Source organism: Komagataeibacter ossonobensis, assembly GCF_057359305.1.
Window position 1 is genome coordinate 54576 of record NZ_JBXAYQ010000010.1, and the last position, 15068, is coordinate 69643.

Genomic DNA, 15068 nt, shown 5'->3' on the forward strand with positions numbered 1-15068 from the left:
AGTGTGCGGGTACTCCGCCCCTGCGTTGCCTGTCAAACCCTTATGCGCGCGCGATACCATCACTTAGAATTTCCGATTGCTACTTCATTCATATGCTCAAAGGCGTTCATGATGACTTCTCTCCCGCCCCGCCTTGCCGTTTTTGACATGGACGGCACGCTTATCGACAGCCTTCCCGATCTTGCGGCCTGCGCCAACCGGCTTCTGGCGCATTACGGCCTGCCACCCATAGCAACGCAGCAGGTCCGCCCCATGATTGGTGATGGCGTGGCCGTCCTGGTCAGCCGCCTGCTGGTCCATGCGGGATCCGCCGCCACGGGCATTGACGCAGCCGAAGCAACCAGACGCTACATGGCCGATTACACGCCCCATTCAACCGACCTGTCCCGCCCCTTTCCCGGCACCGTCAGCATGCTGGAGGAATTGCGGGCCGCAGGGTGGCAGATGGCTGTCTGCACCAACAAGCCCGTTGCCGCGGCACGCCATATCCTGCAGGTCCTTGATCTGGAAAAATGGTTCGTGGCCGTGGGTGGGGGCGACAGCTTCAGCGTGCGCAAACCCGACCCGCGCCATCTGCTGGGTACGATTGAAATGGCGCATGGCGACCCGAAGCGCGCGATCATGACCGGCGATCATCATAACGACATGGCCACCGCCATCGGGGCGCATGTCCCCGCCATCTTCGCCCGCTGGGGTTATGGTCGCCCGGAAATGGAAGCGGGCGCCACGGTCGGTGCCGATTCCATTTCCGAAATCCCCCATCTGGCCAATGAGCTGGTGCCCGCGTAACCACGTCAGACGTCGAGGTTGGCAACCTTCAGCGCGTTGCCAACAATGAAGTCGCGGCGGGGTTCGACCACATCCCCCATAAGGGTGGAAAAGACCTGCGCCGCGTTTTCCACATCGCCTACCTTGACCTGCAGCAGGGTACGCATGGCGGGATCCAGCGTGGTTTCCCACAGCTGTTCGTCATTCATTTCCCCCAGCCCCTTGAAGCGGTTGATGGACAGGCCCTTGCGGCCCTGCGCCAGAATCCGTTCATACAGCGATGCCGGCCCGTTGAAGGGCTGGGGCTGCCCGTCAATGACCAGTTGCACCGCCCCTGCGAAATCAGCCACCAGACGGTCGTGGCGATCAGCCAGCCACCGCACTTCCGCGCTGCGCAGCGCCAGGGCCTCAAGGCGGTAGACCTCGCCTACCCCACGCACGCTGCGGGCCATTTCCAGGCCGCTGTCACTGACGGCAACCTTCCACCCGCGTTCAGTGGGGGGAGACACCGCGTCCAGCCGCGCCTGCAGGTCCACAATCCGTTCCGGCACCGCCTGCGGGTCAGCCCGCAGCGCACCCGCAATCGCCGCCTGTTCCAGAATCCAGACCGGCACCCGCGCCGACAGGCGTGACAGGGCACGGGTCACGTCACGGATGAACATCACGTCGGAACGCATGGCCTCGCCCCCGACCTCGCGCCCGTCGGCATATTGCAGCGTGGCATTGGCCAGCGCCTTGTCCAGCAGGTAGGATTCCAGTGCCGCATCATCCTTCAGGTACCGCTCGTCATTGCCGCGCTTGGCGCGGTACAGCGGCGGCTGGGCGATATACAGGTACCCGTTTTCAATCAGTTCGGGCATCTGCCGGAAGAAGAAGGTCAGCAACAGCGTGCGGATATGCGACCCATCCACGTCAGCATCGGTCATGATGACGATGCGGTGGTAACGCAGTTTTTCAATCGAAAAGCCGCCATGTTCCACATCACCCCGGCCAATCCCGGTGCCCAGTGCGGTAATCAGCGTCCCGATTTCAGCCGAACCCAGCATGCGGTCGAACCGCGCGCGTTCGACATTCAGGATCTTGCCCTTCAGCGGCAGGATGGCCTGGAACCGCCGGTCACGCCCCTGCTTTGCCGTGCCGCCGGCCGAGTCACCCTCGACGATGAACAGTTCGGACTTTGCCGGATTACGTTCCTGACAGTCGGCCAGCTTGCCCGGCAGGGAGGAAATATCCAGCACCCCCTTGCGCCGCGTCAGTTCACGCGCGCGCCGCGCCGCCTCACGCGCGGCGGCCGCATCCATGACCTTCGCCACGATGTGGCGGGCTTCCTTGGGGTGGGTTTCAAACCAGTGGGAAATCATGTCGGCGGCGGCGGCATGCACCACCGGCTGCACTTCGGATGAGACCAGCTTGTCCTTGGTCTGGGATGAGAATTTGGGGTCCGGCACCTTGACCGACAGCACGGCGGTCAGGCCTTCGCGCATGTCCTCGCCATTCAGGGCGTGGCTGTCCTTCTTGCTGGCATTGGCTTCGGCATAACGACCGACCACGCGGGTCAGCGCCTGACGGAAACCGGCCAGGTGCGAACCGCCATCGCGCTGGGGAATGTTGTTGGTGAAGCACAGCATGGTTTCATGGAAACTGTCGTTCCATGTCAGGGCGAATTCGACCTTGATGCCGTTTTCATCATTCTGCAGGCTGCCGGTAATCGGCGGCTCGACAATCGCGTTCTTGCCCTGGTCCAGCCATTCGACAAAAGCACACAGGCCGCCTTCGTAATGGAATTTCTCCTCACGCGCCGGGGTGTGGCGTTCGTCACGCAGGACGATTTTTAGCCCGGAATTGAGGAAGGCCAGTTCACGCAGGCGACGTTCGAGAATCGGGAATTCGAACTCCACCTTGGCAAATGTCCCGGCGCTGGGCTTGAACGTGACCTGCGTGCCGGTCGGGTCACTGCTTTCGCCCACCACGCGCAGCGGTTCATCGCGCTCACCCGCGCGGAAACGGATCATGTGTTCCTTGCCATCGCGCCAGATACGGACTTCCATCCATTCCGACAGCGCGTTGACCACGGCAGCGCCCACACCGTGCAGGCCGCCCGATACCTTGTAGGAATTCTGATTGAACTTGCCGCCCGCGTGCAGCTTGGTCAGCACGACTTCGGCCGCGCTCACCCCTTCTTCATGGTGCATGTCGGTCGGGATGCCACGCCCGTCGTCACGTACGCTGACGCTGCCATCCCCGTTGAGGGTCACGATGCAGGTGGTGGCAAAGCCTGCCTGCGCCTCATCCACGGCATTATCGATGATTTCGAAGGCCATGTGGTGCAGGCCCGACCCGTCATCGGTATCGCCGATATACATGCCGGGGCGCTTGCGTACCGCGTCCAGCCCCCTCAGAACCGAGATGGATGCCGCATCATAGTCCGCAGCGGGTGTTACACCCCCCACGGCCTCGGCATCGTGTTTCTGATCGGGACTGGATTGATCGGACATGCCGGCAGATGCTCCACAGCGGACAACAACAAAATAACAGAATGCATTATAGCCTGAACCACCCGGCGGAACCAGCATTCCCCACCGAAATCATGCACGTGGCGCGAGATTACCTTCGCCCGGCGTCACGAATTCGGCAATCTGGCGCAACGGGGCAAACTGTTCGTGGTCCGTGCCGGTCAGGAACACGCCCGTATCCATCCGTCCAATGGCCTGGAACAGGGCGTCACGTCGCACATCATCCAGATGCACCAGCGGTTCATCCAGCAAAAGCATGGGCATCTGCCCCCGGCATGCGGCCAGGATACGGGCATGTGACAGGACGATACCCAGCAGCAGCGCCTTCTGCTGGCCCGTGCTGGACTGGCTGGCCGGGCGCAGGCTCAGCCGGTCGGCCATGCGCAGGTCGGTACGGTGCGCGCCAAAGCGACTTCCCCCACGCTGGCGGTCGATCATACGCATGGCCGCGATCTGTTCCGCCAGCCAGTCTTCCACCGCAAGGGCGGGCATTTCGCGCAACCGGTCGGCAATCGCGCAGTCCAGTTCCAGCCACGCGGCGGGAAAGCCGTCGGCCACCGCCTGTTCATCAGCATTCAGCCGCGCCACCATATCCACCCGGGCGGCAACCGCGGCCACGGCATGACGCGCCATGGTGCGTTCAAGGGCGGCCAGCCAGTCCTCATCCGCCCCACGTTGCGCCAGCAGGCGGCTGCGCTGCATCATCGCGCGGTCATGGGCCGCCAGTTCCCGCGCATGGCCGGGTTCCAGCGCCAGCACCAGCCGGTCCAGAAAGCGGCGACGACCGCCTGCCCCTTCCTGAAACAGGCGGTCCATCTGTGGTGTCAGCCATACGGCGGAAAAATATTCACCCACGGCATCGCGGTTGCGCAGGGCCTGCCCATCAACACGGAACGCCCGTCGTTCAGGCCGGATGGGGTCGGCCCCGGTGGCGATCTGGATGGACAGGGCGTCATCACCCCACTGCGCCGCGACATCGGCGGCAACACCCCACAGGGTGGCATTGTTACGGGGCAGTTCATCCATGCGCGCGCCCCGCAGGCCACGTCCGGGCACCAGCAGCGAGACCGCTTCCAGCAGGTTGGTCTTGCCGCTGCCATTCGGCCCGGTAATGACCGTGACCGGGCATGCCGGTTTCCATGAAAGATGGTGGTAATTACGGAAATCCGTAAGAACCAGCCGCGTCACGCAGGCCATGCGACCAGACGGCCGCGCGTGATCACACGCGCATCGGCATCAGGACATACAGCGCGGACGGGCTGTCCACATCACGCACGATGGTGGGCGCGGAACTGTCGGAAAAGGCAAATTCCACTTCCTTTTCCACCTGATCGGTAATGTCGTTCAGGTACCGGGCCTGAAAGCCGATCTCGATGGGGGTTGCGTCATAGGAGACGTGGTTTTCGTCCAGTTCTTCCGTCGCGGTACCCTGGTCCTGACTGGCGGCGGACAGGGTCAGCAGGTTGTGCGCCATGCTCAGCTTGACCGGGCGGGAGCGTTCCTGACTGATCGCGGCCACGCGGGATACGGCGTCGGAAAAGATCTTCTTGCCCACGCGCAGGATCCTGTCATTGCCGTGCGGGATCACGCGTTCATATTCAGGGAAGGTGCCGTCAATCAGCTTGGATGTCAGCGTGATGTTGCCGATGGAGAACTGGATGCGGGTATCGGAAAGGGCAACATCAACCTGCTCCGGGCCTTCATCAAGCAGCTTGCGCAGTTCGGCCACAGTCTTGCGCGGCACGATCACACCAGGCATGCCGGCACTGCCTGCGGGCAGTTCGGTTTCCACCCGGGCCAGACGGTGCCCGTCGGTTGCCACCGCGCGCAGCACCTGCCCCGCATCGCCTTCGGCCACATGCAGGAAAATGCCGTTGAGGTAATAGCGCGTCTCCTCGGTGGAAATCGCGAACCGCGTGCGGTCGATCAGGCCACGCAGCACCTGTGCCGGAATACTGAATTCATGCGGCAGGTTCCCCGCCATCATGGACGGGAAATCATCCACGTCCAGCACGTTCAGGCTGGTGGCGAACCGGCCCGCCCGCAGGCCCAGCGGCGCATCGCCCCCGGCATGGTCCAATTCAACCTGCGCGCCATCGGGCAGCTTACGCACGATTTCATACAGGACAGCCGCCGGCGCCGTGACCGCGCCATCACGATGGGTTTCGGCCGCAACGCCCTCGACAACCGCGATTTCCATGTCGGTGGCGGTCAGGGTCATGGCGCCGTCCACGACATTGATCAGCACGTTGGCCAGGATGGGGATGGTATTGCGCTTCTCGGCAACGCTCTGGATATGGGCCAGTGCCTTGAGCAGCGTTACGCGGTCGGCCTTCAACTTCATCGGTACAATATCCTCCACATCCCGTCCCGTCACGGCAGGCATACGTGCAGACGGGGGGCGACCAGTCTAGCAGCCCCTTGCGACTCTGGTAAAGAGGTCGTTGAATCCTAAATTCGTTCAGCTTTCCAGCATGCGCCGCAGCAGTTCCACGTCCTCGGCAAAGGCAGGATCCTGTTCCATCAGTTCCGTCACCCGGGTCACCGCGTGCATGACCGTCGTATGGTCACGGTTGCCGAACTTGCGCCCGATTTCAGGCAGGGAACGGCTGGTCAGCTGCTTGGCCAGGTACATTGCCACCTGCCGGGGACGCGCCACGGCGCGCGCACGCCGGGCCGAGGACATGTCGGTCAGGCGGATATTCCAGTGCTCAGCCACCTTGCGCTGGATTTCCTCGATGGTGACGCGACGGTCATGCGCCTTGAGGATGTCATGCAGCACGTCCTGCGTCGCCTCCAGCGTCACGGGACGGCCAAACAGGTTGGCATGCGCGATCAGGCGGTTCAGCGCGCCCTCAAGCTCACGCACGTTCGACGTGATCTTGTGGGCGAGGAATTCCAGCACCTTGGCGGGCACCACCACGCCGGACGCACTGGCCTTGGCCTCAAGGATGGAAATACGCAGTTCGAACGTGGTGGCATGGATATCCGCCACCATGCCACAGCCAAGGCGGGTGCGCAGCCTGTCCTCCAGCCCCGACAGGTCGGAAGGCGACTTGTCGGCCGATACCACGATCTGCCGTCCCGCATCAACCAGCGCATTGAAGGTGTGGAAGAATTCTTCCTGCGTATTGTCCTTGCCGATCAGGAACTGCAGGTCATCGATCATCAGCACATCGACGGAGCGCAACTGTTCCTTGAATTCCATGGTGGACTGGGACCGGATGGCCGCGATGAAGCGGTACATGAACTTTTCCGCCGACATGTAAGCGACAGATACCTTGCCCTCACGCAGCAGTTCTGCGCCGATCGCGTGCATGAGATGCGTCTTGCCCAGACCAACACCACCATACAGGAACAGCGGGTTGAAACCGGGGCTGGACGGCCGTTCCGCAACCCGGCGGGCGCAGGCATAGGCGAATTCGTTGGGCTTGCCCACGACAAAGGTATCGAAGGTGAAACGCGGATCCAGGGGGGCGGCAAGATCGCTGCGCACTTCGGCCTGACGCGGTTCCTCCACCACAGGGGCGGGCGCTGCCGGACGGGGGGCGGCTTCTTCACGCGCCACTGCGGCGGTGGCGGGGGTCGTCACGCCATCTGCCGGGGGTGTCGCGGATGCGCTACCGGGCCGCGCGACCTGCAGTTCGACACGGCGGATGGCCGGCACCTCGGCATTCCAAAGTGTACCAAGCCGGTCACCATACTGCCCGCGCACCCAGTCACGCAGGAACCGGGTGGGCAGGTAGAGGGTGATCTCATCCTCCTCCACCGGGCCGACCGTGATCTGGCGCAGCCACGTGCGGTACTCGACTTCCCCGACCTCGGCCTTCAGCCGTTCGCAGATGCGCGACCAGTGAATGGCGAGCACACTTTTCTGCGCATTGGCTTCCGCAACCGCGTCATAGCCTTCCAGTCCGCCCGTCATATCCGCTCCCGGCTACATGGAACGCAGGGCAGACGTCCCCGCGTCGTCCCCGCCCCATCCCTAACTGTTCCACAACGCCATTGACCCCGCACGCAGCGGGCAGGAAGCCAGTCGCGCACCAGACACGACCCACAACCCGGACCCCAGGCCCAAGGCAACAGATGACGTTGGAATTATCCACATAAGGTAGAGCAGGGAATCGGTCGAAGCAACGGGAATCTGTCCCCATTCCATCAAAACCCGATTACGTGCATGGAAATGGCAAACAAAAAAGGCCGTTACCGCCACTAATGGCGATATACGACCTTCTTCATTACTTGCCGCATTCTTTCAGATGAAAGAAATCAACAGTCCTTTACGCCGCAGCGAGGGACTTGATGCGGGCGGACAGGCGCGAAATACGACGGGCAACGGTGTTGGCATGAAGAACGCCCTTGCCAACCGCACGCTGCAGTTCCGGCTGCGCCGCGCGCAGTGCAACGGCGGCGTCGTCCTTCTTGCCGGTCGCGATGGCGACCTCGACCTTCTTGACGAAGGTGCGCACGCGCGACAGGCGTGCCGTGTTGCGGGCGTTGCGGACTTCGTTCTGGCGGATGCGCTTACGCGCTGATGCTGTATTGGCCATTGCTCTCAGTTCATCTGCATAAATCAGGTTACGGCGGTCCGCCACCCGATCGTTGCGGACATCCCATATCAGGCTGGCGATCTAGTCCACCCTGACCCCATTCGTCAAGACAAGTCTTTGCCCAAATCGTCTTTTACCCCCTGCTGGCGGGGACAGAAAAAGCTTGAACGCCCGGACTGGGTGATCCGGACGACCCCATCGCATGCCGGTGGACCGGGACAGTCGGGGCAGCCTTCTCCCTCCCGCCCATACACGCGCCAGGCATGCTGGAAATAGCCCAGCTCCCCATCCGGTTGCACGTAATCACGCAGGCTTGAGCCACCGGCGGCGATTGCCTCCTCCAGCACCGTGCGGATTTCGGTGGCAAGCCGTCCATGCTGCGCCGCACTGATCTCTCCTGCCGCGCGTGCCGGGTGGATGCGTGCGCGAAACAGGGCTTCAGACACATATATGTTGCCAAGCCCCGCCACCACGCGCTGGTCCAGCAGCAGGGCCTTGATGCTGGTGCGCCGCCCCTTGCCGCGGGCAGCCAGCCACGGACCGCCAAACCGGTTACCCAGCGGTTCCGGTCCCATGCCCGCCAGCAGGCGGTGATTTTCCACCGCTGCCACAGGCACCAGATCGACCATGCCGAAACGCCGCGGGTCAACCAGCCCGCAGCGCGCGCCCTGCGCCGTTTCGATCACCAGGTGTTCATGCAATGCGGGCGGCTGGTCGCGTTCAGCCGCAGCGGGGCGTGACAGCAGCACCCGGCCGGACATGCCAAGATGCAGCACCACGACCATCCCGCCCGAAAGCGTGATGAGGATATATTTCCCCCGGCGGGCGAATCCATCGACCCTGCGTCCCTGCAGCGCTGCCGCCAGGCCGGGCGGAAACGGCCATCGCAGGCCGGTATGGTGCGTGCTGGCGCGTGAAATAGTGTGACCTTCAAGATGCACTCGCATCCCGCGCATCACAGTTTCGACTTCAGGTAGTTCCGGCATGGCCTCATCTGGGGTTATACCTGTGCATCATGACCGACATTAGCCAGCCATACCATCCCTCCCCTTCCGCCGGCCGTCCCGATGACCGCCATGCGGATACCACCGATTTCGGCTTCCGTGACGTGCCGTTGCGCGAGAAGAAATCCCTGGTCCGGAATGTCTTTGACAGCGTGGCCTCCAAATACGACATCATGAATGACGTGATGTCGCTGGGCATTCACCGCGCGTGGAAGAAGATTTTCGTCAACGAACTCGGGCCCCACCCCGACCTGTCGCTGCTCGACCTTGCGGGCGGCACGGGCGACATTTCTTTCGGGTGGCTGCGTGGCGGCGGCGGCCCTGCCATCCTGTCCGACATCAATGTCAGCATGCTGACGGTAGGCCGCAACCGTGCGCTGGAACGCGGGCTTGTCTCGGGCCTCAACTTCTTGGCAGTCGATGCCGAAGCCATTCCGCTGGCCAACAACTCGGTCGATCGTGTCTCCATCGCATTCGGCCTGCGCAACTGCACGGACAAACTGCAGGTGCTGCGTGAAGCCCATCGCATCCTGCGGCCGGGCGGGCGGTTCCTATGCCTTGAATTCTCCCGCGTGCAGGTCGCGGCCTTCGCGCCGGTCTACGATGCGTGGTCCTTCCACGTGTTGCCACGCATGGGGGCCGCGATCGCGGGGGACCGTGAAAGCTACCAGTACCTGGCCGAAAGCATCCGCATGTTCCCCGATCAGGAAACGCTGGCGGACATGATGCGCGAAGCCGGTCTGGAACGCGTGTCCTACCAGAATCTGTCCGGCGGGATTGCGGCAATCCATTCCGGCTGGAAAATCTGATGGGGGATGGGGCAACCCGTTCCGTCCTGCTGGTCGTGGGTGGCGGCATTGCCGCCTACAAGGCGCTGGAGCTGATTCGCAGACTACGCGAACACGGCGTGCGCGTGCGCACGGTGCTGACGGATGCGGGGGCACGATTCGTCACCCCCATGTCCGTTCAGGCGCTGAGTGGCGAACGCGTTTTTAGCGACCTGTTTTCCCTGACCGATGAAAGCGAGATGGGGCATATCGCCCTGTCGCGTAGCAGTGACCTGATCGTGGTCTGCCCCGCCACCGCCGACCTGCTGGCCCGCATGGCGGCCGGGCTGGCCGGTGACCTGGCCACCACCGTGCTGCTGGCCACCGATACGCCGGTGCTGGTGGTCCCCGCCATGAACGTGCGTATGTGGACCCATGCCGCGACACAGGCCAATGCCGCAACCCTGCGCGCACGTGGCGTGAATTTCGTGGGGCCGGAATCTGGCCTCATGGCATGTAACGAATCCGGGCCGGGCCGCCTGGCGGATACGGACACGATCCTTGCTGCCATACTGCGCGAACTGTCCCCTGACATGCCGCTTGCGGGACGCCGCGCACTGGTGACCGCAGGCCCTACGCACGAACCGATCGATCCCGTGCGCTACATCGCCAACCGTTCTTCCGGCACCCAAGGGTACGCCATTGCCGAAGCCCTTGCGGCGGCGGGCGCAGATGTAACGCTGGTCAGTGGCCCCACCACCCTGCCCGCCCCGGCAGGCGTGCGGACCATAAGGGTGGAAACGGCGCGCGAAATGCTGGATGCCTCCCGTCACGCGCTGCCTTGCGACATTGCCATATGCACCGCCGCCGTGGCTGACTGGCATGTTGCCCCGGCCCCCCAGAAGATCAAGAAGACAGCGGATGCGGCCCCGCCCGCGCTGCAACTGGTGCCCAACCCCGATATCCTCGCGATACTGAGCAGGCCTGGCCCCACGCGACCCGAACTGGTGATCGGGTTTGCTGCGGAAACCGAGCATATGCTGGCCCATGCCACCGCCAAGCGCGCACGCAAGGGATGTGACTGGATCGTGGCCAATGATGTCAGCCCCGGCACCGGGATCATGGGCGGCACGGAAAACGAGATCACCCTGATCGATGCTGCGGGCTGCGAACACTGGCCCCGGCTGGACAAGGCGCAGGTCGCGCGCAGGCTGGTTGCGCGGATCGCGACTTTCCTGCAAACGCCACACCCCAACCCTGAATAACCCGACGGACCAAACCATGACTTCCTCCCCCCTGCCCATCCAAGTCCGCCGCCTGGCCCATGCCCATGGGCTGCCGCTGCCGGCCTATGCCACCGATGGCGCGGCCGGAATGGACCTGCTGGCCGCCGTGACCGAACCGATGGCCATTGCGGCCGGTGGTCGCGCGCTGGTGCCCACGGGGCTGTGTGTGGCGCTGCCACGTGGGTATGAAATGCAGATCCGCCCGCGTTCGGGCCTTGCGCTGAAACATGGCATCACCCTGCCCAACGCGCCGGGCACGATTGATGAGGATTACCGGGGGGAAATCGGTATCATCGTCATGAACACGGGTAGCGAACCCTTTGTGGTTGAACGCGGCATGCGCATTGCACAGGCGGTGCTGGCCCCGGTGGTGCGCGGGACATGGATTGAATATTCGGAACTGGAGGAAACGGATCGTGGCGCGGGCGGCTTTGGCAGTACGGGCACCGCAGGGTGACAGACGGCAGCCTGCCGGGGAGCCTGCGGGTCCGCCCCAACGTCGCGGACCTGCTTGGCCTGCTGGCGATCATGGCGGGGGCCGTCATTGTCGCCACCGCCGGACGCCACATGCTGGTGCCCATTCCCGCCAGTGAGGCGGGGACCATCCACCTCAACCCTGCCTGGCTACCCGCCTATGCCGTGCGGACCACGCTGCGCATGTTTGCAGCCCTCGCCGCCTCCCTGGTCTTTACCTTCACCTATGCCGTCTGGGCCGCCAAGAGCCGGCGCGCGGGACAGGTGCTGATCCCGCTGCTGGATATCCTGCAATCGGTGCCGATCCTTGGCTTCCTGACATTTACGGTGGTCTTTTTCCTTGGCCTGTTTCCCGGCCGGATGATGGGGGCGGAACTGGCCGCCATCTTTACCATCTTCACCAGCCAGGCCTGGAACATGGCCTTTGCCATGTATCAGGCGCTGCGCACCGTGCCGCCTGACCTGGAGGAGGCCGCCCTGTGCTTCGGCCTGACGCCATGGCAGCGTTTCTGGCGGCTGGAGGTGCCGTTCGCCATCCCGTCGCTGGTCTGGAACACCATGATTTCCATGTCAGGCGGGTGGTTCATGGTCGTCTATTCCGAAACGATTACGGTCGGGAACACCGATATCGCCCTGCCGGGAATCGGGTCGTATGTGGGCGTTGCGATCGAACAGCGCAACATATGGGCGATCTTCTACGCCATCGCTGCCATGCTGGCGGTCATCCTGGCCTATGACCAGCTTTTGTTCCGCCCGCTGGTGGCATGGTCGGCGCGCTTCCAGACCGATGAGGGCACGACGCTTGCTGCACCCGACCCATGGGTGCTGACCCTGCTACGGCGCACGCACCTGCTGCGGCAGGCCTGCCTGAAGCTGGGCGACATGATGACCCGCATCGGCTGGCTGCCTCTGGGACCGCGCCCCTCCGCCCCCCGGCGGCTGCTTGTCCCCTCCCGCCTGCTGGATGGCGCATGGATTGCGGCGCTGAGTGTGTGTGCCATCACCATCGGGTGGAAAACATGGGCGTATGCCAGCACCCATTACACAATGGGACAGGTACTGCATGTCACCATGCTGGGTGGCATCACGCTGGTGCGCGTCATGGTGACGGTCATTGTGGCGTCACTGATATGGGTGCCGCTGGGAATATGGCTGGGCCTGTCGCCCCGCCGGGCGCGACGCGCGCAGATGGCGGCACAGTTCATGGCCGCCTTCCCAGCCAACCTGTTCTTCCCGCTGGTGGTGGTGGGAATCGTGCGGTGGCACCTGAACAGCAATATCTGGCTGACGCCGCTCATGCTGCTGGGCACGCAATGGTATATTCTGTTCAACATTGTGGCGGGAGCGTCCTCCTATCCCGGTGACCTGCTGGAAGCCGCCGATAACTTCCATGTCCGGGGCTGGCTGTGGTGGCGGCGTGTGATGCTGCCGGGCATTACGCCATATTTCATTACCGGCGCGCTGACCGCATCGGGTGGGGCATGGAACGCCGCCATCGCAACCGAGGTCGCAAGCTGGGGCGACACGACGCTAAGTGCGAACGGGCTGGGTGCCTATATCGCCCACGCCACCGTGGCGGGTGCAACCGGTCAGGTGGGTCTGGGCATGGTGGTCATGGCGGCGTTCGTGCTGCTGCTCAATCGCGCCCTGTGGCGTCCGTTATCCAATTATGCCGCACGGCATTACACCTTTGACTGAGAGTTCATGATGCAGCAGCCCGAACCCGCCCCAGCCCAGCCCAAGCCCGGGACGGAGCTTGTCCGGATCATCAACTGCCGGCAGGCCTATCACAAGGAAAGTGCCACCGACCTGGTGGTGCTGGATGGGGTGAACCTGTCCATCCGCAGCGGGGAAATCGTGGGACTGCTGGGCCGGTCGGGATCGGGCAAGTCCACGCTGCTGCGCATTATCGCGGGCCTGCTGCCGCCCACGGCGGGCGAGGTCATATGGAAAGGCAAGAAGCTGGAAGGCCCCGCCGATGGCATTTCCATGGTGTTCCAGTCATTTGCGCTGTTCCCGTGGCTGACGGTACAGAAAAATGTGGAACTGGGGCTGGAGGCAAAGGGCGTGCCCGTGGCCGAGCGCCACAAGCTGGCCGAGGACGCGATCGGGCTGATCGGGTTGGGTGGGTATGAAAACGCCTATCCCAAGGAGTTGTCGGGTGGCATGCGCCAGCGCGTGGGACTGGCGCGGGCGCTGGTGGTGCACCCTGACCTGCTGTTGATGGATGAACCGTTTTCGGCGCTGGATGTGTTGACGGCGGAAAACCTGCGCACCGACCTTGTGGAACTGTGGGCGGAAAAGAAGCTGCCCATCCAGTCCATCCTGCTGGTCACGCATAATATCGAGGAAGCGGTGCTGATGTGCGACCGTATCCTGATCTTTTCCTCCAACCCCGGCCGGGTCGCCTATGAACTGCAGGTGCCCTTTGAACACCCCCGTAACCGTGAAGACGCGGCCTTCCGCCAGTTCGTGGACCGGATTTACGCGCTCATGACCCGTCGTGCGCCCGTGGTGTCGGAAGCGGACATGACCGACCCGGACATGAAGCATGTGCAGATCACGGCCGATGCCGTGGCCCTGCCCGCGCTGCCGATCAATACCATCGTGGGCATGATGGAAACATTGGCCGCCGACCCGCTGCATGGCCGCGCGGACCTGCCGCTGCTGGCCAGCCGGTTGCAGCTTGAACTGGATGACCTGTTCCCGTTAGGCGAGTCGCTGCAACTGCTGGGCTTTGCCGAACTGGAGGATGGCGACATCATGCTGACCCCCGAAGGCATGCGCTTTGTCCAGAGTGAGCATGACATCCGCAAGAACATCCTGTGGCACAGCATGCTGCACAACATTCCCATGGTGCGCACCATCCGCGCCGTGCTGGATGAACGCCCCAATCACCGCGCCAGCGCCGAACGCTTCCGTGATGAACTGGAAGACAGCATGTCCCCTGATTATGCCCGCCAGACACTGCAGACGCTGATCGGCTGGGCACGCTATGCCGAACTGTTTGATTTTGATGAAGAAGCCGACCAGCTTTTCCTGGATGACGAAACCGAATAACCGGCCTTATCCCGCCGTATCCACCAGCCGGTCGCGAAACAGGCGGCGCATCTTGGCAATCTTGGGCGGGATGACCGCGCTGCAATAGGGATTGCCGGGATTACGGGCGAAATAGTCGCGGTGATAATCCTCGGCTGGCCAGAAATGCGTCAGCGGCGTGATTTCGGTCACCAGCGGATCCGGCCATACCTTTGCCTCCGCGATTTCATTGCGGATGGCATAGGCCGTCATTTCCTGTTCTGGTCCCTGCCAGAATATGGCGGAACGATACTGCGTCCCCACGTCATTGCCCTGCCGGTTGAGCGTGGTGGGGTCATGCATGACAAAGAAGATCCGCAGCAGGTCGGCGCATGACAGTTCAGCGGGGTCGAACGTCACGCGCACGACCTCCGCATGGCCGGTGCGGCCAGAACAGACCTGTTCATAGGTGGGATTGGCAGTATGGCCCCCGGCATAACCGGGTTCCAGTCCCGCCACGCCGCGCAATTCCTTAAGCGGCGCTTCGAGACACCAGAAGCAGCCTCCACCCAGCACCAGTGTTTCCAATGCGTTTTCGGTCATGGTGGCTTCCTTCCCCTAACTTGCCATGAAGAGAATGTTCCAGAAATTTCTGGTGAAGCTTTTTTCAAGAAGCTTCGAAGAATGC

Annotated in this window: 13 protein-coding genes; 6 read left to right on the top strand and 7 right to left on the bottom strand. The window is 63.1% G+C overall.

Going from position 1 to position 15068, the window contains the following annotated elements:
• Window positions 1-108: 108 nt before the first annotated feature.
• Window positions 109-789 carry a phosphoglycolate phosphatase gene (gph, locus tag AC1RQ9_RS08385; RefSeq protein ID WP_485986414.1) on the top strand — a complete coding sequence of 227 codons (681 nt, stop codon included), beginning with the start codon at window positions 109-111 and terminating at the stop codon, window positions 787-789.
• Window positions 790-794: 5 nt separating this feature from the next.
• Here gph and gyrB read toward each other — a convergent pair whose 3' ends face one another.
• The 6 genes from gyrB to mutM all read right to left on the bottom strand — a co-directional run bounded on the left by gyrB (window position 795) and on the right by mutM (window position 8817).
• Complete coding sequence (gyrB, locus tag AC1RQ9_RS08390) at window positions 795-3263, bottom strand: DNA topoisomerase (ATP-hydrolyzing) subunit B (RefSeq protein ID WP_485986415.1); 2469 nt, start codon at window positions 3261-3263, stop codon at window positions 795-797.
• Between the two features lie 90 nt (window positions 3264-3353).
• Window positions 3354-4478, bottom strand: coding sequence for a DNA replication/repair protein RecF (gene recF, locus AC1RQ9_RS08395; RefSeq protein ID WP_485986416.1), 1125 nt, complete (start codon window positions 4476-4478; stop codon window positions 3354-3356).
• A 22-nt stretch (window positions 4479-4500) separates the two neighbouring features.
• On the bottom strand, window positions 4501-5625 hold the full coding sequence (gene dnaN, locus AC1RQ9_RS08400) for a DNA polymerase III subunit beta (protein ID WP_193731204.1): 1125 nt from the start codon (window positions 5623-5625) through the stop codon (window positions 4501-4503).
• A gap of 117 nt (window positions 5626-5742) precedes the next feature.
• Complete coding sequence (gene dnaA / locus AC1RQ9_RS08405; RefSeq protein WP_485986417.1) at window positions 5743-7206, bottom strand: chromosomal replication initiator protein DnaA; 1464 nt, start codon at window positions 7204-7206, stop codon at window positions 5743-5745.
• A gap of 355 nt (window positions 7207-7561) precedes the next feature.
• Entirely contained in the window at window positions 7562-7831 is a 270-nt protein-coding gene (gene rpsT, locus AC1RQ9_RS08410) for a 30S ribosomal protein S20 (protein ID WP_010509791.1), read from the bottom strand.
• Between the two features lie 104 nt (window positions 7832-7935).
• Window positions 7936-8817: a bifunctional DNA-formamidopyrimidine glycosylase/DNA-(apurinic or apyrimidinic site) lyase gene (gene mutM / locus AC1RQ9_RS08415; protein WP_485986418.1), complete on the bottom strand. Its 882-nt coding sequence runs from the start codon at window positions 8815-8817 to the stop codon at window positions 7936-7938.
• 29 nt (window positions 8818-8846) lie between these two features.
• Between mutM and AC1RQ9_RS08420 the strand changes: the two genes are divergently transcribed.
• The 5 genes from AC1RQ9_RS08420 to AC1RQ9_RS08440 are packed head-to-tail and all read left to right on the top strand — an operon-like array spanning window position 8847 to window position 14422.
• Window positions 8847-9644, top strand: a complete 798-nt coding sequence (locus tag AC1RQ9_RS08420; RefSeq protein WP_141298609.1) for a class I SAM-dependent methyltransferase — start codon at window positions 8847-8849, stop codon at window positions 9642-9644.
• Window positions 9644-10867, top strand: a complete 1224-nt coding sequence (coaBC, locus tag AC1RQ9_RS08425) for a bifunctional phosphopantothenoylcysteine decarboxylase/phosphopantothenate--cysteine ligase CoaBC (protein ID WP_485986420.1) — start codon at window positions 9644-9646, stop codon at window positions 10865-10867. Before AC1RQ9_RS08420 ends, coaBC begins: the two co-directional genes overlap by 1 nt.
• Before the next feature lie 16 nt (window positions 10868-10883).
• A complete protein-coding gene (gene dut / locus AC1RQ9_RS08430) occupies window positions 10884-11345 on the top strand; it encodes a dUTP diphosphatase (RefSeq protein WP_193733877.1) in 462 nt (153 codons plus the stop codon).
• Complete coding sequence (locus tag AC1RQ9_RS08435) at window positions 11342-13060, top strand: ABC transporter permease subunit (protein ID WP_193733876.1); 1719 nt, start codon at window positions 11342-11344, stop codon at window positions 13058-13060. The genes dut and AC1RQ9_RS08435 overlap by 4 nt, the downstream gene beginning before the upstream one ends.
• A 6-nt stretch (window positions 13061-13066) precedes the next feature.
• Complete coding sequence (locus tag AC1RQ9_RS08440; protein WP_193733875.1) at window positions 13067-14422, top strand: ABC transporter ATP-binding protein; 1356 nt, start codon at window positions 13067-13069, stop codon at window positions 14420-14422.
• A gap of 6 nt (window positions 14423-14428) precedes the next feature.
• Here AC1RQ9_RS08440 and msrA read toward each other — a convergent pair whose 3' ends face one another.
• Complete coding sequence (gene msrA, locus AC1RQ9_RS08445) at window positions 14429-14983, bottom strand: peptide-methionine (S)-S-oxide reductase MsrA (RefSeq protein WP_485986421.1); 555 nt, start codon at window positions 14981-14983, stop codon at window positions 14429-14431.
• Window positions 14984-15068: the final 85 nt, after the last annotated feature.

Coding starts and splice junctions, on each gene's coding strand:
- AC1RQ9_RS08420 (WP_141298609.1), top strand. CDS start 8,847: ATGACCGACATTAGCCAGCCATACCATCCCTCCCCTTCCGCCGGCCGT.
- dut (WP_193733877.1), top strand. CDS start 10,884: ATGACTTCCTCCCCCCTGCCCATCCAAGTCCGCCGCCTGGCCCATGCC.
- dnaN (WP_193731204.1), bottom strand. CDS start 5,625: ATGAAGTTGAAGGCCGACCGCGTAACGCTGCTCAAGGCACTGGCCCAT.
- msrA (WP_485986421.1), bottom strand. CDS start 14,983: ATGACCGAAAACGCATTGGAAACACTGGTGCTGGGTGGAGGCTGCTTC.
- recF (WP_485986416.1), bottom strand. CDS start 4,478: ATGGCCTGCGTGACGCGGCTGGTTCTTACGGATTTCCGTAATTACCAC.
- coaBC (WP_485986420.1), top strand. CDS start 9,644: ATGGGGGATGGGGCAACCCGTTCCGTCCTGCTGGTCGTGGGTGGCGGC.
- mutM (WP_485986418.1), bottom strand. CDS start 8,817: ATGCCGGAACTACCTGAAGTCGAAACTGTGATGCGCGGGATGCGAGTG.
- gph (WP_485986414.1), top strand. CDS start 109: ATGATGACTTCTCTCCCGCCCCGCCTTGCCGTTTTTGACATGGACGGC.
- AC1RQ9_RS08440 (WP_193733875.1), top strand. CDS start 13,067: ATGATGCAGCAGCCCGAACCCGCCCCAGCCCAGCCCAAGCCCGGGACG.
- rpsT (WP_010509791.1), bottom strand. CDS start 7,831: ATGGCCAATACAGCATCAGCGCGTAAGCGCATCCGCCAGAACGAAGTC.
- gyrB (WP_485986415.1), bottom strand. CDS start 3,263: ATGTCCGATCAATCCAGTCCCGATCAGAAACACGATGCCGAGGCCGTG.
- dnaA (WP_485986417.1), bottom strand. CDS start 7,206: ATGACGGGCGGACTGGAAGGCTATGACGCGGTTGCGGAAGCCAATGCG.